Below are 20,374 nucleotides of genomic sequence, written 5' to 3' on the forward strand. Positions count from 1 at the left end.
CCCGGCGACAGCCTCCCTGATGACCGGGCCGCCCGGCGTGTCCCCACCGGTCCCCACCGCTCCCCTCCTCCGGTGGGGGCACGCCGGGCCACGGGCTCAGAGCGGGTCCGAGAAGGCCCACCCCTTGTCGAGGACGGCGTCGACGGCGGCGACGGCCGCCTCCAGCCGCCGCTCGTGCGGACCGGACACCACGATGTACGGCAGGCCGCGCCGGTCGAGTTCCTCCCCGAACCGGGCCGACATCCACTCCCTGATCGACTCGCCGTCGCGCCAGCCGTCCTGCTCGAAGGAAACGCCTGCCGTGTCCGTGAGGATCCACAGGTCATGCCGCGTCCGGGCATGGAGGCGTTCGACCTCCGGAGCGGGCGACTCGAGATAGCGCTCATGCCAGAGCGCGGTCGCGAAGGCGTCGGTGTCACAGATCAGCAGTGGCGAGCCGGACCGGGCCGCGGCGTCCTCGAGCGCCAGGTGCCGTTCGGCGATCAGCGTGAACTCCTCCGACGACCACGACAGGTCGCCGATCCACAGGCGGGGATCGTGCCGGTGGGCCACTGCGAGCTTCTCCTCGCAATAGAGCCGGCCGTACTCGGGAACCCAGCGCGTGGCCGACCACACCCCGCCACGGGAGGCGTAGTGCGCCGCCAGAGCGCGCGCGAGCGTCGTGGTGCCCGAGGACTCGGCCCCGACCACGACCACCCGTCTGGCCAGATGCTGCCGTACGGCCGGTGACAGCCAGTCCCAGCAGGCGGCGGGATCCCGCCGTACGGCGGTGCCGCTGACCGGGAAACGGGCGCGCGGTGGGTCCACCGGCACGTGCTCGGCACCGAACCGCCGGGCGAGTTCGGCGCCGTAGTGCTCCGAACTGAACACCGCGTCGACCGGCGGCACGTCGACCGCGCCCACCCCGAGCCCGGACGCGACCTCCAGCCCCGCGCGGAAGGCCGCCACGTGCTCGGCCCAGATCAGGTCCGAGTCATAGTCGATCTCAGCGTCGTCGACCACCGCGACGATCTCGACATGCGCCTGTGGATGCCGTTCCCGCAGCCAGGCGGCGCGCAGCGCGATCGGGATGCTCTCCACGCTCGACGCCGCAGCGACCACGGTGAGCCGCTCGCATGCCGCCGCCGCGGTGTCGATCAGGTGGTGGTGCCCGGCGTGCGGCGGATAGAACTTGCCGATGACCAGGCCGTGCCGGAACGTCACGGGGCCGTGGAGACCGGGGCGGCGGCCTGCCGGGTCCGCCAGTCGCTCCGCCAGGCGATCAGTCCGGCGACGCAGAGCCCAAGGAAGATGACGTAGAGCGCACTGGTCAGGTACAGCTCCTTGTGGAAGTACAGGGGAATGTAGACGAGGTCCGCGGCGATCCACAGCCACCATGACTCGAGCAGCTTCCGGGACTGCCCGTACGTGGCCGCCAGCGAGATCGACGTGGTCAGCGCGTCCCAGAACGGGACGTCCGAGTCGGTCCAGGTGCTGAGCACCCAGGTCAGCACGCCCGTCGCGGCGGCTGCGGCCACGGCGAGGAAGATCCACTCGCCCGATCGGGTGCGCCGGGTGACGAGCGCCGTCCGGTCCCTGCCGCCGTAGAGCCACTGCCACCAGCCGTACACCTGGAGGACCACGTAGACGACCTGCAGACCCGCGTCGGCGTACAGCTTGCTGTCAAAGAAGATCAGACCGAGCAGCATCACGTTGGCGATGCCGATCGGCCAGTTCAGCAGGTTCTGGCGCACGACCAACCAGACGTTCACGGCTCCGGTGACGAATCCGAGGAGCTCGGCCCAGGTGGTATCGGTGCCGCCGATGGTGACGGCCGTTTCGAGAAGGGGTTCGAGGAGGTCGTGCAGCGTCATGGCGGCTCCCGCGATCAGAAATCGTCAGCGGGACGCTAACAGGTCATACGGGGGTGAGCGCGACTCCGTCGGCGGGTCAGCGGCCGAAGCGATCAGAACGGGTGAGAACGCTCCACTCCGTCAGGGCGTCGAGCAGCCCCGGTGTGGTGGGCAGCGCGCGCAGCGCGTCCGGCGTGACCCAGCGGACCTCGTCGGCGTCGTCGCCCGGTCGCAGACCGCCGCCGGCCATCACCGCCGCGTAGTCACGGATGTCATAGGTCACCCCGCCGGGCCCCGGCCGCGTCACCGCTCCGATCAGCCGGCCGACCGTGACGTCCAGGCCGGTCTCTTCGAGGACCTCCCGGACGACCGCGTCCGCGTCCGCCTCACCCGGCTCGACCCGGCCGCCGGGCAGCGACCAGAGCCCCTGACCTGGAGGGCGGCCGCGGCGTACGACCAGCAGCCGACCCTCGTCGTCCACCACCACCGCACCGACACAGGGCACCCGCATGTCACCATTGTCTGGGGGCCGGGAGGTTGACGTCAGTGTCATCGACCGACGACAGTGAGTTCTCATGAGGGCGGAGCCGACCTGCCCGCGGTGCAGCGGGCCATTGCAAGCGCCGAATCTCTGGTCGAGCGACTGGAACTGTGCCCTGCACGGTGCGGTGCTTCCGAAACAACCGCCGAAGAGCCCCTCCCTCGAGGGGCTCGCGGCCGTCGTCCGGGACGCGTGGGTGCCGGTGTGGCTGCCCTGGCCGCTGCCGCTGGGCTGGCTGGTCACCGGGTTCGGCGTCGTCGGCGACGAGCGCACCGGATCACGGGCGTGCACGGTCGCGCTCTCCGGGCCGGGCCTGCTGGGCGGTCTCGCCGACATGCTGCTGATCGCGGAGGAGCCGGGGATCGGTCTCGGCGCCTCCTATGCCGGGCTGGACGGCCTCGATCCGGGAGTGGTGAGCGATTCCTCCGCTCCGCACGCCAAGGTCGAGGTTCGCGGTCATCCGGTGCCACTGTGGGCCGTCGATGCCGCGCCCGACCGTGCCGTCTACGTCGGCGAGGCGATGGGCAACTGGCTGTGGGGAGTGCTGTGGCCGGCCGACGCGGGTGTGCTCATGGTGGGAGATCTCGCGCTGATCGACCTGAGAGAGCCCGGAATGGAGCTGGATCTTCCGTTTGGGGCGTTGAGCTCGCGTCTTTCGTAAAAATGCGCATCTACCATGAGGTGTGCGAATTGACCTCCACAGTCACAGTAATGCCTCAGACGGCACTGATCCGCCGGCTCACGTCGTGCGGCGGGCGGCCGACGCCAGGGTGGACGTCCTCGCGCTGACCGACCACGACACCGTCTCGGGCTGGGCCGAGGCTCGGCGTGCGCTACCGGCCGGGCTGACCCTCGTACCGGGCATCGAACTCTCGTGCCGGCACACCGCGGTGACCGGGCAGACCCCGCACCGGGCGGCCGGAGAGGGCGCCGCGAGCGTGCACATGCTGGGCTACCTGTTCGATCCCGAGGAGCCGGTGCTGGCCGCCGAGCGCGAGCGCCTCCGCACCGACCGGGTCGGCCGGGCGCGGGCGATGGTGGCCCGGCTGAGGGAACTCGGCGTGGAGATCGGCTGGGACCACGTACGGCGGATCGCGGGCGGCGGCGTTGTGGGGCGGCCGCACATCGCGCGCGCGATGGTCGAGGCCGGCGCAGTGCCGACGGAAGACGCGGCCTTCACCCGGGACTGGATCGGCTCGGGCGGCCGCGCACACGTGGACCACTACGCGCTCGACCCGGTGCGGGCGATGTCGCTGGTCGCGGCCGCGGGAGGGGTGAGCGTGCTGGCGCACGCCCGAGCCCGCCGGCGGGGCTACGTGGTCGACGACGGGCTCATCGAGGAACTGGCCGGCGCAGGACTGGCCGGTCTCGAGGTCGACCATCCCGACCACGATCCGGCCGACCGCGCGCACCTGCGAGACCTGGCCGGTGCACTGGGGCTGATCCCCACCGGGTCCAGCGATGATCATGGAAAATCGACCGGCCACCGCCTCGGCTGTGAGACCACGGCGCCCGAGGCATATGAGGCACTGGTCGCGAGCGCAAGAGGGAAATGAGCGACTACTTCGATGCCAAGCTCTTCGGCGAGGCATTCATCACGCTGTTCGTCATCATCGATCCACCGGGGATCATCCCCGTCTTCCTCGGGCTGACCAGGGGGTATCCGGAGAAACAACGAACCCGGCTGGCCTGGCAGGCGGCCACCGTGGCGTTCGCCGTGATCGTGGTCTTCGCCGTCTTCGGGCAGACCCTGCTGAACTATCTCGGTGTCTCGGTACCCGCGCTCATGCTGGCCGGCGGCCTCCTGCTGCTGCTGGTGGCACTGGAACTGCTCACCGGCAAGGCGTCGGCACCGGACGAGGCGATGCGCGGCAACGTCAACGTGGCCATGGTGCCGCTCGGCACGCCCCTGCTCGCCGGCCCCGGCTCCATCGTCGCGACCATCGTGTTCGTCCAGCGGGCCGATCACCTGAACCAGATCGCGGCACTCGCGCTGGCGATCATCGCGGTGCACCTCATCCTCTGGCTGGTCATGCGGTTCTCGCTCGGCATCATGAAGGTGATCAAAGAGAACGGTGTCGAGCTGGTGACCCGGATCGCGGGGCTGCTGCTGGCGGCGATCGCGGTGCAACTCTGCGCGGACGCCGTCCGAGACTTCATTCAGGCCGGCTGAACGCTCTTCACGCCGCGGGCCCGTCGCGGACGGGCACGTGGCCGCCACGGACGCCGCCGCGGCGGTCCGCGGCTCTCGGCGACGGGGTCTACCGTCCGGAGGCGGAGGCGTCCGCAGGCCGATAGGCTGCGATCGTGGACGCGCGCATCGAACAAGTGGTGTCGGCGGGGAAGTGCACCCTGGACGACACCGAATACGACGTGGAGAACAACACGTGGATCGTCGGCGACGACGACACCGTGATCGTGATCGACCCGGCTCATGACGCCGAGGCCATTCTCAAGGCGGTGGACGGCCGCGAGATCATGGCCGTCATCTGCACCGATGGCCACGACGCGCACCTGAACACGGTGCTCGAGGTCGCCACGGCCGGTGAAGACGACGAGGAGGACTGGGCACCGATCGGGCTTCACCGCGGCGACCGGTTGCTCTGGCGGGACTACTTCCGCCGGCTCGCCCGAGAGGCCGAGGCGACCAGGCTGACAAAGGACACCGAGGACACCGAAGAGGCCGAGGGTTCCGAGGAGGCCACGGAGTCCAAGGACGCTGAGGCTTCCAAGGGCGGCAAGGACTCCAAGGACTCCAAGGGTGCCAAGGATTCGAAGGCGACCGAGGATTCGAAGGCCACCGAGGACACCGAGTTCCTCAAGGAGCTCGAGCCGGACATCTACCTCGAGGACGGCGGCGTCTTCGAGATCGCCGACATCCAGCTCGACGTCATCCACACGCCAGGGCACACTCCCGGCAGCATCTGCCTCTACAGCGATCAGCTCGGCGTGCTGTTCACCGGAGACACCCTGCACAAGGGCAAGCCCGGGCAGGTGGGCGACGTCTACCCCGAGCTGCGCCAGCAGCTCAACTCGATCGGCTCGCTCCTCGCCCCGCTGCCCAAGGACACCAGGGTGCTGCCAGGCCAGGGCGACGAGACCACCGTCGGCGAGGAGGACTCCCGCTGGGAGAGCTGGTTCTCGCTCACCAGGGAGTCCGACGACTGATCCGGTCTCGCCACCTGTGATCGTGCATGCGACGCGACCCGATCGCAGTGGGGATCTCGCTGTCGTTCGCGTGGACGGCAGCGAGATCACGGCAGCGGAAGAGGGCTGAGTGGTGGGAACCGAGCAGCTGGGCTTCGAGGGCATGCCGCAACGGCTGTACTCGTGCACGCCCTCGCGGCTGAACAGCTGGTTGGACTGCCCGAGACGGTACCGGATGACCTATCTCGACCGTCCGGCGCCGCAGAAGGGCCCGCCGTGGGCGCACAACAGCGTCGGCGCGAGCGTGCACAACGCGCTCGCCGCCTGGTGGCGCCTGCCCCGGCACGAGCGCACCGCCGAGATGGCCGGGACGCTGCTGCTGCGCGGCTGGCTGACCGACGGCTTCCGCGACGCCGAGCAGTCGCGGCGCTGGCGCGAGCGGGGCCGCGAGATGGTCGAGAGGTACGTCGCCGACCTGGATCCGGATGACGAGCCACTCGGAGTCGAGCGCACCGTGGCGACGCGCACGGACCGGATCGCGATGTCCGGCCGCATCGACCGGCTGGACGCCCGCGGCCCCGAGCTGGTCGTGGTCGACTACAAGACCGGCCGGCGCGTGCTCACCTCCGACGACGCCCGGGGCTCCCTGGCCTTGGCCCTGTACGCGCTGGCCGCGTCACGGGTCCTGCGCCGCCCCTGCCGTACGGTCGAGCTGCACCATCTGCCGACCGGGCAGGTGGCGGTCTGGGAGCACACCGACGAGTCGCTGCGGCGCCATCTCGCCAGGGCCGAGCAGATCGCGGCCGAGGCGGCGCGGGCCGACGAGGCGTTCAAGGCGGAGCTGCCCGCCGACCGGGTCGACGAGGTCTTCCCGCCGCGGCCCGGCTCGCTGTGCTCCTGGTGCGACTACGTGCGGCACTGCCCCGAAGGCCGGCGGGCGGCGGCGCCGAAGGATCCCTGGTCGGGCCTCGCCGGCGAGGAGCCCTGACCGGCCACCGGCGCGTCCCCCGGTGACGGTTCCGGCACTCACCATTGACGATGGTGCCGGCGTACCTGACCGGCGGCCCGCTCAGGCGGGGACGCGGTCGCGGTCCGCCGGCCAGCGGCGTGGGTCCCGCAGGCCGAACAGGCCCTTGCTCATGTCGTAGCCGTCCTCGCCCAGCCGCACCCTGGCCCGCTCCAGCATCTCCCGTGTCGGCTTCATGAACGAGTGGTCATGCACGGATTCCGGCACGGTGTTCATGGCCAGCCGGAACGATCTCAGGGCCGCCGTGACCGCGGGTCGTGGCACCTCGGGCAGCGCTCCGTACATCGCGCGCGCCCAATCCGGCAGCGAGTAGTAGCACAGCGCGCCGAACGGGAAGTACGCCGGTTTCCCGGCGGCGAGGAACCGCAGATTCCGCGGCAGCCGCGGCCACATCAGGAACCGCACCGTGGCGGCCGCCTCCTCGGTCACCCGCAGCACGGGCCGCATCTCGCGGAAGTACGTCTCCATCTCGCGGACGCTGCCCGGGATGTCCTGCTCGTGCAGTCCCACGTACGCTCCGCTGCGTCGCTGCTCGGTGAGGTAGCGGTCGGCCATCGCCCCGGTGAGCGGCAGGCCGGCGCGGCGGGCGGCCCGCAGATAGGAGTACACCTCGGCGCAGTGCACCCACAGCAGGAGCTCGGGCTGGTCGAGCCGCTCGGTCCGGCCGGTGTCGCGGTTGCGGATGCGCATCCGGCGGTGGATGCCGCGCACCCTGCTGCCGATCGCCTCGGCCTCGTCCGGGCTGCCGAAGGTCGCGACGCCGACGAAGTCGGCGGTCCGCTGCAGCCGCCCGAAGGGATCATGCTGAAAGTCCGAGTTCTGCCACACGCCCCACATGGCCATCGGGTGCAGGGCCTGCAGCATGAGGCTGCTCACCCCGCCGATCCACATGATGCGATCGATGTGGATTCGCCAGGTGACGCTCTCTGGCGGCTGGACCGTCGCGGCCATGGACACCTCCCGGGGCGGAGTCGCAGTAAGTATAGCCTTACTCGCTGCGGAGCCCCAGGCGGCTCAGCCGGGATGGACCGGCGTCTCAGCCGGGATTCCCCTCGCCGGCCGGCGGCAGCGACTCAGGCGGTCGGCGGTGACGCTCACGTCGTCGAGCACCGGGCCGTACCCGCTCCCGGTGGTGCTGGTGAAGCCCAGGGTCGCCGTCGAGCTCAGCGACCGGAAGTAGAAGGTCCTGCGCACATAGCCCATGTCGTCACGGCTCTTGCCGGTGATGTCGAAGGCGAAGTCACGCCGCGTGGGCCGGGACTTCAGGCCGAGAATGCTCTGGCTCACCTGCGCGTAGCCCGTCTTGACGGCCGGCCCGCTGTCGACGTTGCCGGCCAGCGCGAAATGGACCGCGTAACAGACGCCGACGGTCGTGGCGAAGGTCTGCTCGATCGAACCGGGCACGTCGCCGTCGAGATCCAGGGACTGCCCCCCGGCGGCGGCCTGCCAGTAGCCCGGCCCGATCAGGTCGGTGTCGCCCCCGGTGATCCGCCACTGACCGATGTCGCTGCCGGCGCCGTAGCGCACCACGAATCCCACCGGCACGCTGGGCTCCTCGAATCCGCCGTCGTCGAACGGCGGTACGGGCCTCGGAACCGTGCCGCCGGCGGCCGTCACCGGGGCCGCGGAGACCCCGAGTGTCAAGGCGACGGTCGCGGGAACCGCCGCGATCAGGCGGGTGAGCCGACGGCGATGGGCGATCCGGGTGGTCATCGTCGTCCTCCGGTCGTGGGCGGGGCGCGCTGCGACGAGCGGGCGGATCCCGGCCGCGCCCGGTCACGCGTACCGGCCGGGTACGCGTCCGGCCGCGGCCCGGCATCGCGCGACGTCGCGTGATCTTCTTGCTACTCTAAGTGATCATAACTGGTGAAGTGCCGCCCGCCAAGACGTGATCGGCCGTCAGTTCAGCGGCCGCCGCGCTCGGCCCTGTTCCAGAAAGCGGTCAGCGCGCTCGCGGTGGTCTCCGGGGCCTCCACGGCGGGGGAGTGGGCCGCCCCGGGAATGACGATCTTGTCCGCCGCCAGCCGGTCGGCCATGACCGCCTGGACTCGGGGCTCCCACGCGTTGTCGTCCTCCCCGTAGATCACCAGGATCGGCAGGCCCGCGTCGTGGGACACCTTCGCGAGCTCGTCGACCCGGTCCGCGCACGACAGGATCGCCTGGGCCATGCCGACCAGCCCGGAGGTGGAGTTCTTGAGCATCCGGTCACGCAGGAAGGCGACGACCTCGGCGGGCACACCCTTGGCGACCGCGTCCGGCCCGAGCTTCAGCGCCCAGATCTGCTCCATGTCAATCTGCGGAACCGCTTCGCTCAGTGCCTGCGCGTTCTGGGCCGACTGGCCGCTGACCGCCGCCGGGCCCGAGCTCATGAGCGTGAAGGACGCGACCTGTTCGGGGCTGGAGAGGACCGCCTCGCGGCAGACCAGCCCACCGAAGGAGTGGCCCACCAGGTGAACCTGGTCGGGGCCCAGGACGTCGAGCAGGGCGTTGATGTCCGAGCCGAGCGCCGCGCAGGTGTAGGCGGCGGGATCGTCCTCGCCCGGGGTCTCGTACTGCCCGCGCATGTCGAGGGCGATGACACGGCGGCGACCGGCCCGGGCGAGGGTGTGCAGCACCGCGATGAAGTCCTCTTTGCTCCCGGTGTAGCCGGGCACGAGCAGCGCCGGGTAGCGCTCTGGTACGCCGGACCCGGGAAGCGCCTCGAGCACGGCGAACGTGCCGCGCGGTGTGTCGATGTCCAACCGGCGAACGTCGGGAGGCAGGTCGAGGAAACGGGGCGTACTCACGATGCTCCACCCTACCGAGCGTGGCCGGGGCCCAGACCGGCCAAGTCGCTCCAGCTGGTAGCTTCCGGGCATGACCGCGATCTCGGTGCACAGGACCGACTCCGCCGGCGCTGATTTCTTCGAGACCGCGGTCGCGAGCGGCGCCGAGTACGTGGAGATCGACGTTCGGCGGACCGGCGACGGCGAGATCGTGGTCCGGCATGATCCGCATGTGAACGGCACAGTGCTGGCCGAGGCGTCCTACGCCGAGGTGTGCGCGGCGGCGGGGCACCGGGTGCCGCGTGTCAGTGAGGCTATGGAGGGCATCGCCGGCCGGATCCGTGGCCATCTCGACCTCAAGGAGGAGGGCATCGAGCTCGACGTCGCCGAGCTCGGCCTGCGGATCCTCGGCCCGGGCAACTTCGTGGTGACCAGCCGCGAGCCGGCGTCGATCAAGTTGATCAGCCGGAACCACCCCGAGGTGCGCACCGCCCTGTCGATCGGCCGTGGTCTCTGGGAACGCGGAGCCCTGCGGGACTTCTCACCGTTGGCGGCGCTGCGGGGGTGCGGGGCCGACTGGGTGGCGATCAACCACCGGCTGGCCCGGCTCGGGGTGCTGCGGCAGTGCGCCCGCGAAGGGATCCCCGCCATGGTCTGGACGGTCAACACCGAGCGGCTGATGCGCCGCTTCCTGGCCGACCCCGCGGTGGCCGTTCTGATCACCGACCGGCCGGACGAGGCCGTACGGCTGCGTGACGGCCGCTGACGGATCCGCCCACCCGGTGCGGGTGGGCGGATGGCAGTGTTTCCGGGCCGCGTCCCCGGGCCCCCGGCCCTGGGCGTCTGCGGGCGAGCCCCCCGGGCCCCGGCCCTGGGTCGAACCGAGGCCGGGCCGGTCGATCGGCTAAGCGGTCGCCGAGCTCTCCCCGTTGCCGCCCGCCGAACCGCCTCGGGTCCTGCGCCGGCGACGGCTGCGCTTGCGCTCGGTCGCCACCGCGTCGACGACGTTGTCCGGGGCCGGCTCGGCGTCGGACACCGCCGTGGCGGTGTCGACCGGCTTGCCGGCGCGGGTGCGGGTGCGTTGCCGGTTGCGCTTGCGTGGGCGCGGCCGCGGTTCGCGGTCACGCGAGGGCGTACGGCTGCGGCCGGTCTCACCGATGTCCTCGAGCTCCTCGGCGGCAAGCCCCTCGCGCTCGCGCTGGGCCTTGGGCAGGGTGCCGGTGACCTCGGTGGGGATGTCGAGCACTGTGTAAAGGTGCTCGGAGGTGGAGTAGGTCTCCTCGGGCGTCGCGAACGGCAGGTCGAGGGCGGTATTGATGACCTTCCAGCGCTGCAGGTCGCGCCAGTCGACCAGCGTGACCGCGATGCCCTCCTTGCCCGCCCGGCCGGTGCGGCCGATGCGGTGCACGTAGGCCTTGTCGTCCTCGGGGCATTCGTAGTTGATGACGTGCGTGACGTCGTCGACGTCGAGCCCGCGGGCCGCCACGTCGGTGGCGATCAGCACGTCGATCTTGCCGTGCCGGAACGCCCGGAGGGCCCGCTCGCGCTGGCCCTGACCGAGATCGCCGTGCACGGCGGCGGCGGCGAAGCCACGCTCGGCCAGATCGGACGCCACGCGGTCGCACGCCCGCTTGGTCTGGCAGAACACCATGGTCAGACCGCGCCCGCGCGCCTGCAGGATGCGGGCGAGCACTTCGGGCTTGTCCATCTGGTGGGCCTGCCACACGTGCTGTACGGTCTGCGGCGTCGTCTCGGACTCGGCGTGCGACTCGGCCCGTACGTTCGTGGGCCGGGTCAGGTAGCGGCGGGAGAGCGCCACGATCTCGCCCGGCATGGTGGCCGAGAAGAGCATGGTCTGGCGCTGTGCCGGGACGAGTTCGATGATCCGCTCGATGTCCGGCAGGAAGCCCAGATCGAGCATGCGGTCGGCCTCGTCGAGGACCAGCACGCTGATCTCGGAGAGGTCGAGCCGCTTCTGGCGCACCAGGTCGAGCAGGCGGCCGGGGGTACCGACGACCACCTCGACCCCCTCGCGGAGGGCATCGATCTGCGGCTCGTACGCGCGGCCGCCGTAGACCGACAGCACCCGGCTGCCGAGCTTGCCGCCCGCGACCCGAACGTCGTCGGTGACCTGGATGGCCAGTTCGCGGGTCGGCACTACAACGAGCGCCTTCGGTGCCTTGCCGCCGTGCGGGATGCGCTGCAGCAGCGGGACGCCGAAGGCGAGGGTCTTGCCGGTGCCGGTTCGGGCCTGGCCGATGATGTCGTGCCCGCCCAGCGCGATGGGCAGGGCGAGCGTCTGGATGGGGAACGATTCGATGATGCCCTCGGATTCCAGGGCATCTGCTATCTCGGGGATGACCCCGAGTTCACGAAAGGTAGTCAGAGCTTTCAGCCTCCATAGTGCGGGGTCCGCGCTCCCGATCCGCGGCGCTGCGGCGAGCTCTGGGCACGCCATCCACGCGGTCACTTGTTCGCGGCAGGGCCTCGGTGCCTTGCCGATCTGCTCTCAGGGCCGCGCGCTCGCGCGGGAGGGACCAACCGTCAATCATCTCTCGGTGACCGCCATCAGGGGTGACGCAGCTGCTCACTGCTGCTGCGCGCGGTCACACTCCGCGACGCAGTGTACCGGGCTTCGGCATCTACGCGCTATTGGCGGCTCACGTGTGTTAACACGCAGGTCCCGTGACGTATTCCGCGGGAACCTGAGGCATGTCCATTTTCGTGACGATGTGATGACACACAATGAGTCAGATCCGCCGCGCTGAATATCATTTGTCGCTCCACGTGTTGACGACCCGATTTGCGAACCTCTCGGGCGCGGCCGTCGTCTCACCGGTCCGTGGACAGTGATGATCAAGGCGGCGTGATGAACGAATGGCGGCTTCCGGGGTTCAGTGAGCTCCGCGAGCTGGGTGCCGGCGGACAGGGCCGGGTGGTGCTGGCGCGACACGATCGGTCCGGCACGCTGGTGGCGGTGAAGTACCTCGCGCCCGGCCTCGCGGGTGATCAACGGTTCGTGGAACTGTTCCGGAACGAGGCGCGGATGCTCGCCCGCGTGACCGATCCCCACGTGGCCAGGCTGCATGAGTTCGTGGTGACCGAGCAGGGCAGCGCGATCGTCATGGAGGCCGTGGACGGGGTGTCGCTGCGCGAGGTGCTCCGGCGGCACGGGCGGCTCGCCCCGGAGGCGGCGCTGACGGTCCTGAAGGGATCGCTCCTCGGGTTGGCCGCCGCGCACGCCCTCGGCGTCGTGCACCGCGACTACAAGCCCGCGAACGTCCTCGTACGCGGCGACGGCCAGAGCAGGCTGGTCGACTTCGGCGTGGCGGCGCACACCGGCGCGGCCGGCCTGCGGACCGGCACCCCGGCGTACATGGCACCGGAGCAGTGGCGCGGTGAGGCGGCGGCACCGGCCACCGACGTCTATGCCGCCACCTGCGTCTTCTTCGAGTGCATGACCGGGGACCGGCCCTACCGCGGTGACGGGGCGGCGCTGATGGCGCAGCACACGACCGCGCCCGTCCCGCTGGCGGCGCTGCCCGAACCGCTGCGCCCGCTGGTCCATCGGGGCATGGCCAAGGAACCCGGGTCGCGCCCGGCGGGAGCCGCGGCCTTCGTGACCGAGCTCGAGGCGGCCGCGGTGGCCGCGTACGGTCCGGGGTGGGAGCACCGCGGCGTGCGGAGCCTCGCGGTGGCGTCGGCGGCGCTGGCCGTGCTCTTCCCGCTCTCGGTGCTGGTCTCCACGTCGGCGGGCACCGGGGGCGGCGTCGCCGGCGCGGCCGGTATGGCCGGTCAGGCCACGGGCAAGGCCGCGGTCGCCAAAGGACTGCTCGCGGGCACGGCCGGCAAGGTCACGGCCGCCGTCGCCGGGGCGGTGATCGTCGTGGCGGCGGGCGGGGCGGCGGTACGGGCGGTGCGCGACGATCGCCCGGCGCCCGTCCGGAGCACTCCGGTGGTCGCGGCCGCACCGATCGACGTCAGGATCGACGACGTCGACCGGACCACGACGAGGCGGCAGTACGTGACGGTCGGCGGCCATTCGGATCCCGCGGTGCAACAGAAGATCAACGCGGCCTTGCGGGCTCCGGTCGACGAGGAGATCGCCGCCTACGTCCGGCAGTTCGGCGAAGGTACCGACGTTCCCACCGGTACCGCCACCATCGGTCTGCTGTCGGCCCGCCTGCTGTCGGTGAGCTACGGCTTCGGTGTCGACCCGGGAGACGAGGCCACCGGGAACTGGGTCAAGAACTTCACGAGCACGCGGTCGGTGACGGTCGATCTCACCACGGGCGACGGCCTCGGGGCCCGTGACCTGTTCCAGCCGGGGGTGCTGTCGACCAGCGGGCTCGCCGCCCTCAGCCGGCGGGTCATGGCCGCTCCCGACCTCTCCCCGCCACAGTGCCTCGAAGAGGGCCCGGACGCCGCGCTGCGGCTGACCGCGGAGGATCTCGTCTCGGCGGACCCGGAGAGGCGTTCGGTGGAACCGCTTCTGCGACCCGGCGCGTTGGTGCTCGACCTCGACCTCAGCGGGGGGAACCACTCTCAGGCCTGCCGGGTGGTCACCGCCACGCTGCCGCACGACCGGCTCGCCGAGGTGCTGAGGCCGCAGATCCTCCAGCAGGTCCGCAGTGTCCGGCCCACCGCCACCACCTCGCCATCGGGCCCCACCTCGTGATCGGGCCCGGACACGGCGAAGCTCCCGTTGCGGGGACGGGAGCTTCGCGGTCCGAGTAGTTCTACCGCTCTAGCGGCGGTGGGTGGTCCAGCCGCGCCAGCCGCTGCCACCGCCACGATAGGCGGCCGTCAGCAGGGCCACGCCGAGCGCCGCGATGATGAGCGCGAACACGAGCGCCACGAAATGACCCGCCCCCAGCGCGTTGGCGATCAGGCCGCCGATGACGGCACCGACGATGCCGACAAGGATTGTCAGCAGGATGCCGATCGGGTTACGGCCCGGCACGATCAGCCTTGCCAGCGCGCCGATCACGGCACCGATAATGATGAACCAGAGAACTGTCAGCATCTGAGACCACCTTCCATCAGCCGGACCTTCCAGCTGACCAGAACGGCGCTCTGACCTCTGTCCGCGTCGCTTTCCGGTCGGCGCTAGGTATGCCCTACCTGTGCCGACTAAACATGATTTGCGCCTCGTGAGTCCCCGGACGGCTACATCGTCCCGAAGCCGACCCGGCGGGAGTCGTCCTCGGCGATCTCCAGATAGCCGACATGGGCGGCCGGAACGACCACCCGGCCGCCGTTGCGGTCGTCCTTGAGCACGAAGATCCCGTTGTCGGCGGCGAGTGCCTCGCTCAGTGCCCGCTCGATCTCATCGGCGGACTGCGACGTCTCGACGACGAGTTCCTTCGGCACCAACTGGACCCCGATCCGTACCTGCACAATGCTCCCTCCGGCTGGTCTTTCTCCGATGGTCGCACGTGTGCCGGGCCGGTGGGCGATCAGGTGGTACGGGGAAATCCGCTGATGCCGCGCCAGGCGAGGCGGGCGATCATGGTCTCGGCGGTGTCCTTGGGGATGGCCTGGTGCTGGGAGAGCCAGAACCGCGCGCTGACCTCGGCCATGCCCACCAGGCCCATGCCGAGCAGCCGGGCCTCGTCGCTCGAGGCGCCGGTGTCCTCCTGGATCACCTGGCTGATCATCTCGGCGCACTGCTGCAGCGCACGATCCACCCGGGCTCGTACCGGTGCGACGTTGCGCAGGTCGGACTCGAAGACCAGCCGGAAGGCCTCGCCCTCGCCCGCGACGAAGTCATAGAACGCCTGCATGGTGGCCTGCACGCGCAGCTTGTTCTCGTTGGTCGAGGTCAGCGCCGCGCGAACGGTTGTGACCAGGCCCTCGGCGTGCTCGTCGAGCAGGGCCAGGTAGAGCTCGAGCTTGCCGGGGAAGTGCTGGTAGAGCACCGGCTTGCTCACCCCGGCCCGTTCGGCGATCTCGTCCATCGCGGCGGCATGGTAGCCCTGCGCGACGAATACCTCCTGGGCGGCTTCGAGCAACTGCCGGCGGCGGGCCACCCGCGGAAGTCTCGTGCCGCGGGGGCGAGCGTCCGAGGCTGCGGTCACCACTTCTCCGATCACCTGTGAGCGCGGCCGGATTCGGCCGCGTGAACTTCGGTCTCATCATCGTACGCGCCGGTAACCCCCCTGGTCACGTAGATGGGAGCACAGGGCGCGGGTGTCGTCACCGATAGTCGTCGTCATCCAGTTGGACGGGGTGTCTCTGGTCGGCCGCGTCGGCCTCGTCGGCGTCGAACGGCATCTGGTGCGGCAGGTCCGGGCCGACGTCTTCACGCACCGGCCTGCGCTGCTCGACCGCGTCCGCCTCGTCGGCGTCGAAGGCTGCCTGGGACAGATCCACGTCGGCCTTGTCGTCGAGGCCCTCGAACTGTTCGACGGCGTCCGCCTCGGGCGTCTCGGGGCTGAGCTCCTGATCCATTTCACTCATGCGACGTCCCCTCCCAGGAGGCGCTCGGCCAGTTCACGCAGGGGCACCTCGATGGCCTCACCGTACGTCGGGAACGCGTGGACGACGTCGGTGAGAACGCTCAGCGGAGTCTCGGCGCGGATGGCGAGCGCGATCTCGCTCATCCATTCTTCAGCGTAGGGCCCCACCGCCGTGGCGCCCACCAGGACGCCACGGGCCCGGTCGGCGTAGATCTCGACCCTGCCGCCGTCGTCGTCCTCGACCGCCGCCCGTGCCGTCGAAGCGAGGTCGTACCCCGCAGCCAGCAGATCCACACCCTGCGCGCCGGCGCTCGCGGGTGAGAGCCCGACGGCATAGACCGTGGGGGTCGTGTGGACCACCCGTGGGATCGCCCGGTAGTCGGCCTCCCGGTGCACGCCCAGCATGTTGGAGACGACCACCCGCGCCTGATAGCGGGCCAGGTGGGTGGAGGGTGCCGTGCCCGTCACGTCGCCGGCCGCCCATACGCCGCCACGTGCGGGCCCGGTAACGGCGCCGGCGTCGGCGGCGGTGGAGCCCGCGTCAATCATCGAGCCGGCTCGTGGTCGCGGCACGAGATGTTCGTGCGAGCCGGCCGGCGGCCGGGCGGGCGGCTCGGTCACGAGGACCCGGCAGGTCGCGTCGACGCTCAGCCCGTGGGCCGGGTCGACGGCGACCCCGAGCAGTTCCAGCCCGAGATCGCTGATCCGCGGACGCCTGCCGGCGGTCACCAGGATCCGGTCGGCGTCGAGCGCTCCGCCGTCGGACAGCGCCATCCGCACCCCGAAGTCGGTGCGCCGCACCTGGGACGGCGTGACCCCGAGGCGCAGATCGATGCCCATCCGCCGCAACGCGCCGGCGAGCAGGTCGCCCGCGAACGGCGCCTCGGTGCCGAGCAGCCGCCGCGCCGCCTCGATCAGGGTGACCTGTGAACCGTAGGAGGCGTAGACCTGGGCGAGTTCGCAGCCTGCCGGATCGCCCCCGAGGACCACCAGGCGGCGCGGCAGGTCCGGGGAGAGAAGGGCCTCATCGCTGGTCCACACCGGCGCGTCCAGGAGCCCGTCGACCGGCGGAAGCGCCGGTTCGCTGCCCGTGCACACCACGAGGTCGGTGAACGCGTGCGTGATGCCGCCGACGTGGAGCGCGTTCGGACCCGAGATCCGGCCGAGGCCGCGCAGGACCGTCACCCCCGCGTCGGCCATCCGCGCCGTGGCGGGGGCGTCGTCGAGGTTCCCCGTCACCTCGTCGCGCCGCGCGACGGCGAGCTCCCACGTCTCGTCACGCCGGGTCGAGTGCAGCATCGACGTCGCGGGGATGGACGCGAAGTTCGGGGGCCGACCTCCCACGAGCACGTTCTCGACGAGGGCCACGCCGCACCCGGCGCGGGCCAGTTCGGTGGAGACGAGCCGGCCGGCCGTCCCCCCGCCGAGCACGATGACGTCATGATGGTTCTGCGCCATGGACACGCGACCGTCCCTCCACCGGCGGATCCCGACACATCTCCTTCCATGGTGACGCAGATGGCGACTCCACGTGTGCGTTCGGCTACTTATGGCAACTTCTGCCGATCGGTCAGCAGCGGTCGGAGCAGGTCGCCGTGTTCATCGACCCGGTCCAGCACCTCGTCGGCGACGAAGCGCAGATCCTCGGGCTCCCGGCACTCCTCGACCTCGGCCCACGTCACCGGAGTCGAGACGGTGGGCCAGGGCGCCGCGCGCAGAGAGTACGGTGCCACGGTCGTCTTCGCCGGGTTGTTCTGTGACCAGTCGACGAAGATCTTGCCCTTGCGCAGCCGCTTGGCCATCTGGCTCACGACCAGGTCGGGGTGGTCGCGTTCCAGCCGCTCCGCCGCCTTCCTGGCGTAGTCGTACGTACGACTGGTCTCGGCGACCGGCACGTACAGGTGCAGGCCCTTCTTGCCGCTGGTCTTCGGGTACGACGCCAGGCCGTCGGCGTCGAGCAGGTCGCGCAGCATCAGCGCTACGCCGCAGGCGTCGACGATCGTGGCCGGTTCGCCGGGGTCGAGATCGAAGACCAGGAGGTCGGGCTCGTGCACGCCGCCGCGCGGCCCGACCCGCCACTGCGGCACATGGAGTTCGAGCGCGGCGAGGTTGGCGCACCACACGAGCGTGGGCAGGTGGTCGATGACGATGAAGTCGGTCTCGCTCGCGCCCCGGGTGCTGCTCGGGGTGGGCAGCGTCACCCTCCGCACCCATTCCGGGGTGTGCGATGGCGCGTTCTTCTCGTAGAAGGCGCCGTCGTCGACGCCGTCGGGATAGCGGATGCGCGTCGCCGGCCGATCGGCGAGGTGGGGGAGCAGGACAGGTGCCACCCGCGTGTAGTAGTCGATGACCTCACCCTTGGTGAAGCCGTACTCCGGGTAGAGCACCTTGTCGAGGTTGGACAGCGTCAGTTCCCGCCCGTCGATCCGCACGCGTATCCTCCGCGTCTGCTCCGGACTCATGCTCACCTCGATGGGTTCAGGGGTTCAGGGCCTCAGGGGTTCGGGGGGCGGGGTCAGGGGTCTCGCGTCACGTCCGCCGGGGTCTTGTCGTCGCGGAGGCCACGCCATGAGGGGGCCCGCAGCCGGCGCTCGGCGGTCCATGAGGCATATTCCACCTCGCCGACGAGCCGTGGCCACACCCAGTGGGCACCCCTGGTGAACTCGCGCGGCACGTCGTCGTCGTACGGGCTCGTCGGCGTCTCGAGCGGGCGGAGCAGAGCGGCCATCTCGTCGAGCATCTGATCGGTGAACCCGGTGCCGACGTGACCGACGAAGCAGAGACGGCCGCCCTCGTACACCCCGAGTAGCAGAGAGCCGACGCCGCCCGCGCGGCGTCCCTTGCCGGGCTTCCATCCTCCGATGACGACCTCCTGGGTGTGGAGGTTCTTCACCTTGCGCCAGTGGTCGACCCGCCTGCCCGGCCGGTACGGAGAGTCGAGCCGCTTGGCGACCAGCCCCTCGAGGTGCTGTTCGCGGGTGAGCTCCAGCAGTTCCACGACCTGTTCCGCGTCGGCGGCGCGCAGGTGGGCGGGTGCCTCGATGGCCCCCGCGGTGAGTTCGAGGGCCTCCAGGAGCTCGCGCCGGTCGGCGTAGGGGAGTTCGTACAGGATATGGCCGTCCAGGAAGAGCAGATCGAAGACGACGTAGCGGACCGGCACCTCGCGCAGCACATGGCGATCGGGCCGCGCGACGTGCATCCGGCGCTGGAGCAGTTCGAAGCTGGGCCGGCCCGTCGCGTCGAAGGCGACCACCTCGCCGTCGAGGATCACCTGCCGGCCGGGCAGCAGATCGGCGAGACCGGCGAGTTCCGGGTAGTGGCCGGTCACCTCCGTGCCGCGCCGTCCGGTGGCGCGGACGCCGTCGGGGGAGACGTACGAGATCGCCCGGACGCCGTCCCACTTGAGCTCCAGTCCCCAGCGCGCCGCGTCGCGGGGCGGCTCACCGGGACTCGCCATCATGGGCGCGACCGGGAACGGCATGGGAACGACCATGAGGGGCATCTGCCCGGATTCCGCGAGGGTGATACGGGTTTCCGGAAAAAGATCAGGATTGGACATATGGTGCAAATCGAACTGGGTTGCGAAGCTTGAAAGGTGACTCCCCATGGGTAAGGACAGATCATGCGCAGCATCTGGAAGGGCGCGATCTCTTTCGGCCTGGTGACCATTCCGGTCAAGGTCTACTCCGCGACCGAGCAACGCGACATCTCGTTCCATCAGGTCCACCGCAAGGACGCGGGCCGCGTCAAGTACAGACGCGTGTGCACCGTCTGCGGCGAGGAACTGGCCTACTCCGACATCGCCAAGGGTTACGAACTGCCCGGTGGCGAGATCGTCGTGCTGACCGACGAGGACTTCGCCGACCTTCCCCTGCGCACCAACCGCAACATCGAGGTCCTGCAGTTCACCCCGCTGGAACAGGTCGACCCGATCTACTTCAACAAGAGCTACTACCTCGAGCCGGACGCCGCGGGCACCAAGCCGTACGTCCTGTTGCGCGACGCGCTGGAGCAGTCGGGGCAGGTCGCGGTGGTGAAGGTCGCACTTCGCCAGCGCGAGTCGCTGGCCGCGCTGAGGGTGCGCGACGGGGTCTTCTTGCTGGAGACGATGCTGTGGCCGGACGAGATCCGCGAGCCCGCCTTCCCGTTCCTCGATGAGGACGTGGAGGTACGGCCGCAGGAGCTGACCATGGCGACCTCGCTCATCGAGACCATGGCCGGTGACTTCGACCCGACCCAGTACAAGGACGCCTACCGCGAGGCGCTGCAGGCGGTGATCGAGGCGAAGGTCGAGGGCAAGGAGGTCGCGGCGCCCGCGGCCCCGGAGGAAGAGCCTGCCGCCGCCGACCTGCTCAGCGCGTTGCGTGCCAGCGTCGAGGCGGCGAAGAAGAGCCGAGCCGAGGGCGCCGGCGACGACGGCAAGCCCGGTGCCGCCAAGTCCGGCCGGCGGCGGCCGTCAGCGAAGGGCCGGCCGGGCGAGCAGGGTGAGGAGGAGGTGCCCGAGAAGGCGCCCGCCAAGAAGCCCGCGGCCAAGGCCAAGACCCGGAAGTCCGCCTGACCGGGTGCCCGGGAGATCATCGTGATCCCCCCGGCCACACCCG

The 20,374-nt window shown here is 70.6% G+C and carries 22 protein-coding genes; 8 read left to right on the forward strand and 14 right to left on the reverse strand.

The features are described from left to right. Nucleotides 1-96: 96 nt before the first annotated feature. The 3 genes from HKK74_RS37935 to HKK74_RS37945 all read right to left on the reverse strand — a co-directional run bounded on the left by HKK74_RS37935 (nt 97) and on the right by HKK74_RS37945 (nt 2,343). Nucleotides 97-1,203, reverse strand: coding sequence for an AAA family ATPase (locus tag HKK74_RS37935; protein ID WP_187248270.1), 1,107 nt, complete (start codon nt 1,201-1,203; stop codon nt 97-99). Continuing rightward, nucleotides 1,200-1,853 carry a nicotinamide riboside transporter PnuC gene (gene pnuC, locus HKK74_RS37940; protein ID WP_187248271.1) on the reverse strand — a complete coding sequence of 218 codons (654 nt, stop codon included), beginning with the start codon at nt 1,851-1,853 and terminating at the stop codon, nt 1,200-1,202. Before pnuC ends, HKK74_RS37935 begins: the two co-directional genes overlap by 4 nt. A 76-nt stretch (nt 1,854-1,929) precedes the next feature. Next, on the reverse strand, nt 1,930-2,343 hold the full coding sequence (locus HKK74_RS37945; RefSeq protein ID WP_187248272.1) for an NUDIX hydrolase: 414 nt from the start codon (nt 2,341-2,343) through the stop codon (nt 1,930-1,932). A 64-nt stretch (nt 2,344-2,407) separates the two neighbouring features. Between HKK74_RS37945 and HKK74_RS37950 the strand changes: the two genes are divergently transcribed. The 5 genes from HKK74_RS37950 to HKK74_RS37970 all read left to right on the forward strand — a co-directional run bounded on the left by HKK74_RS37950 (nt 2,408) and on the right by HKK74_RS37970 (nt 6,508). Then, nucleotides 2,408-3,034 carry a DUF6758 family protein gene (locus HKK74_RS37950; protein WP_187248273.1) on the forward strand — a complete coding sequence of 209 codons (627 nt, stop codon included), beginning with the start codon at nt 2,408-2,410 and terminating at the stop codon, nt 3,032-3,034. A gap of 22 nt (nt 3,035-3,056) precedes the next feature. After that, on the forward strand, nt 3,057-3,929 hold the full coding sequence (locus HKK74_RS37955) for a PHP domain-containing protein (RefSeq protein ID WP_187248274.1): 873 nt from the start codon (nt 3,057-3,059) through the stop codon (nt 3,927-3,929). Continuing rightward, a complete protein-coding gene (locus HKK74_RS37960; protein ID WP_187248275.1) occupies nt 3,926-4,546 on the forward strand; it encodes a MarC family protein in 621 nt (206 codons plus the stop codon). The genes HKK74_RS37955 and HKK74_RS37960 overlap by 4 nt, the downstream gene beginning before the upstream one ends. A 134-nt stretch (nt 4,547-4,680) precedes the next feature. Then, on the forward strand, nt 4,681-5,541 hold the full coding sequence (locus tag HKK74_RS37965; RefSeq protein WP_187248276.1) for an MBL fold metallo-hydrolase: 861 nt from the start codon (nt 4,681-4,683) through the stop codon (nt 5,539-5,541). Nucleotides 5,542-5,653: 112 nt separating this feature from the next. After that, nucleotides 5,654-6,508, forward strand: coding sequence for a RecB family exonuclease (locus HKK74_RS37970; RefSeq protein WP_312882185.1), 855 nt, complete (start codon nt 5,654-5,656; stop codon nt 6,506-6,508). An 81-nt stretch (nt 6,509-6,589) separates the two neighbouring features. On the opposite strand, the gene HKK74_RS37975 is transcribed toward HKK74_RS37970, so the two are convergent. The 3 genes from HKK74_RS37975 to HKK74_RS37985 form a co-directional block, all read right to left on the reverse strand. Further along, nucleotides 6,590-7,498, reverse strand: coding sequence for an oxygenase MpaB family protein (locus HKK74_RS37975; protein ID WP_187248277.1), 909 nt, complete (start codon nt 7,496-7,498; stop codon nt 6,590-6,592). A gap of 63 nt (nt 7,499-7,561) precedes the next feature. Then, complete coding sequence (locus tag HKK74_RS37980) at nt 7,562-8,260, reverse strand: choice-of-anchor C family protein (RefSeq protein WP_187248278.1); 699 nt, start codon at nt 8,258-8,260, stop codon at nt 7,562-7,564. A 191-nt stretch (nt 8,261-8,451) separates the two neighbouring features. Continuing rightward, nucleotides 8,452-9,333 carry an alpha/beta fold hydrolase gene (locus HKK74_RS37985; RefSeq protein ID WP_187248279.1) on the reverse strand — a complete coding sequence of 294 codons (882 nt, stop codon included), beginning with the start codon at nt 9,331-9,333 and terminating at the stop codon, nt 8,452-8,454. A gap of 70 nt (nt 9,334-9,403) precedes the next feature. Between HKK74_RS37985 and HKK74_RS37990 the strand changes: the two genes are divergently transcribed. Next, entirely contained in the window at nt 9,404-10,078 is a 675-nt protein-coding gene (locus HKK74_RS37990; protein WP_187248280.1) for a glycerophosphodiester phosphodiesterase, read from the forward strand. A 138-nt stretch (nt 10,079-10,216) separates the two neighbouring features. Here the strand turns inward: HKK74_RS37990 and HKK74_RS37995 are convergent, their stop codons facing one another. Next, nucleotides 10,217-11,770: a DEAD/DEAH box helicase gene (locus HKK74_RS37995; RefSeq protein WP_187248288.1), complete on the reverse strand. Its 1,554-nt coding sequence runs from the start codon at nt 11,768-11,770 to the stop codon at nt 10,217-10,219. A gap of 411 nt (nt 11,771-12,181) precedes the next feature. Between HKK74_RS37995 and HKK74_RS39490 the strand changes: the two genes are divergently transcribed. After that, nucleotides 12,182-13,990, forward strand: coding sequence for a serine/threonine-protein kinase (locus HKK74_RS39490; RefSeq protein WP_222723240.1), 1,809 nt, complete (start codon nt 12,182-12,184; stop codon nt 13,988-13,990). A 69-nt stretch (nt 13,991-14,059) separates the two neighbouring features. Here the strand turns inward: HKK74_RS39490 and HKK74_RS38005 are convergent, their stop codons facing one another. From HKK74_RS38005 to ligD (HKK74_RS38035), 7 genes are all read right to left on the reverse strand, one after another. Next, complete coding sequence (locus tag HKK74_RS38005) at nt 14,060-14,338, reverse strand: GlsB/YeaQ/YmgE family stress response membrane protein (RefSeq protein ID WP_187248281.1); 279 nt, start codon at nt 14,336-14,338, stop codon at nt 14,060-14,062. Nucleotides 14,339-14,481: 143 nt separating this feature from the next. Further along, complete coding sequence (locus HKK74_RS38010; RefSeq protein WP_187248282.1) at nt 14,482-14,712, reverse strand: DUF3107 domain-containing protein; 231 nt, start codon at nt 14,710-14,712, stop codon at nt 14,482-14,484. 59 nt (nt 14,713-14,771) lie between these two features. Further along, a complete protein-coding gene (locus HKK74_RS38015) occupies nt 14,772-15,392 on the reverse strand; it encodes a TetR/AcrR family transcriptional regulator (protein WP_187248283.1) in 621 nt (206 codons plus the stop codon). A gap of 118 nt (nt 15,393-15,510) precedes the next feature. Further along, entirely contained in the window at nt 15,511-15,774 is a 264-nt protein-coding gene (locus HKK74_RS38020) for an Rv3202a family protein (RefSeq protein WP_187248284.1), read from the reverse strand. Beyond that, entirely contained in the window at nt 15,771-17,231 is a 1,461-nt protein-coding gene (locus tag HKK74_RS38025) for a dihydrolipoyl dehydrogenase family protein (RefSeq protein ID WP_187248289.1), read from the reverse strand. The genes HKK74_RS38020 and HKK74_RS38025 overlap by 4 nt, the downstream gene beginning before the upstream one ends. An 89-nt stretch (nt 17,232-17,320) precedes the next feature. Continuing rightward, nucleotides 17,321-18,205, reverse strand: a complete 885-nt coding sequence (ligD, locus tag HKK74_RS38030; protein ID WP_312882186.1) for a non-homologous end-joining DNA ligase — start codon at nt 18,203-18,205, stop codon at nt 17,321-17,323. 83 nt (nt 18,206-18,288) lie between these two features. After that, nucleotides 18,289-19,254, reverse strand: a complete 966-nt coding sequence (gene ligD, locus HKK74_RS38035) for a non-homologous end-joining DNA ligase (RefSeq protein WP_246492400.1) — start codon at nt 19,252-19,254, stop codon at nt 18,289-18,291. Between the two features lie 141 nt (nt 19,255-19,395). Between ligD (HKK74_RS38035) and ku the strand changes: the two genes are divergently transcribed. Next, nucleotides 19,396-20,331, forward strand: coding sequence for a non-homologous end joining protein Ku (gene ku / locus HKK74_RS38040; RefSeq protein WP_187248286.1), 936 nt, complete (start codon nt 19,396-19,398; stop codon nt 20,329-20,331). The last annotated feature ends 43 nt before the right edge of the window (nt 20,332-20,374 follow it).

Source organism: Actinomadura alba, from assembly GCF_014323705.1.
GTDB lineage: Bacteria > Actinomycetota > Actinomycetes > Streptosporangiales > Streptosporangiaceae > Actinomadura_C > Actinomadura_C alba.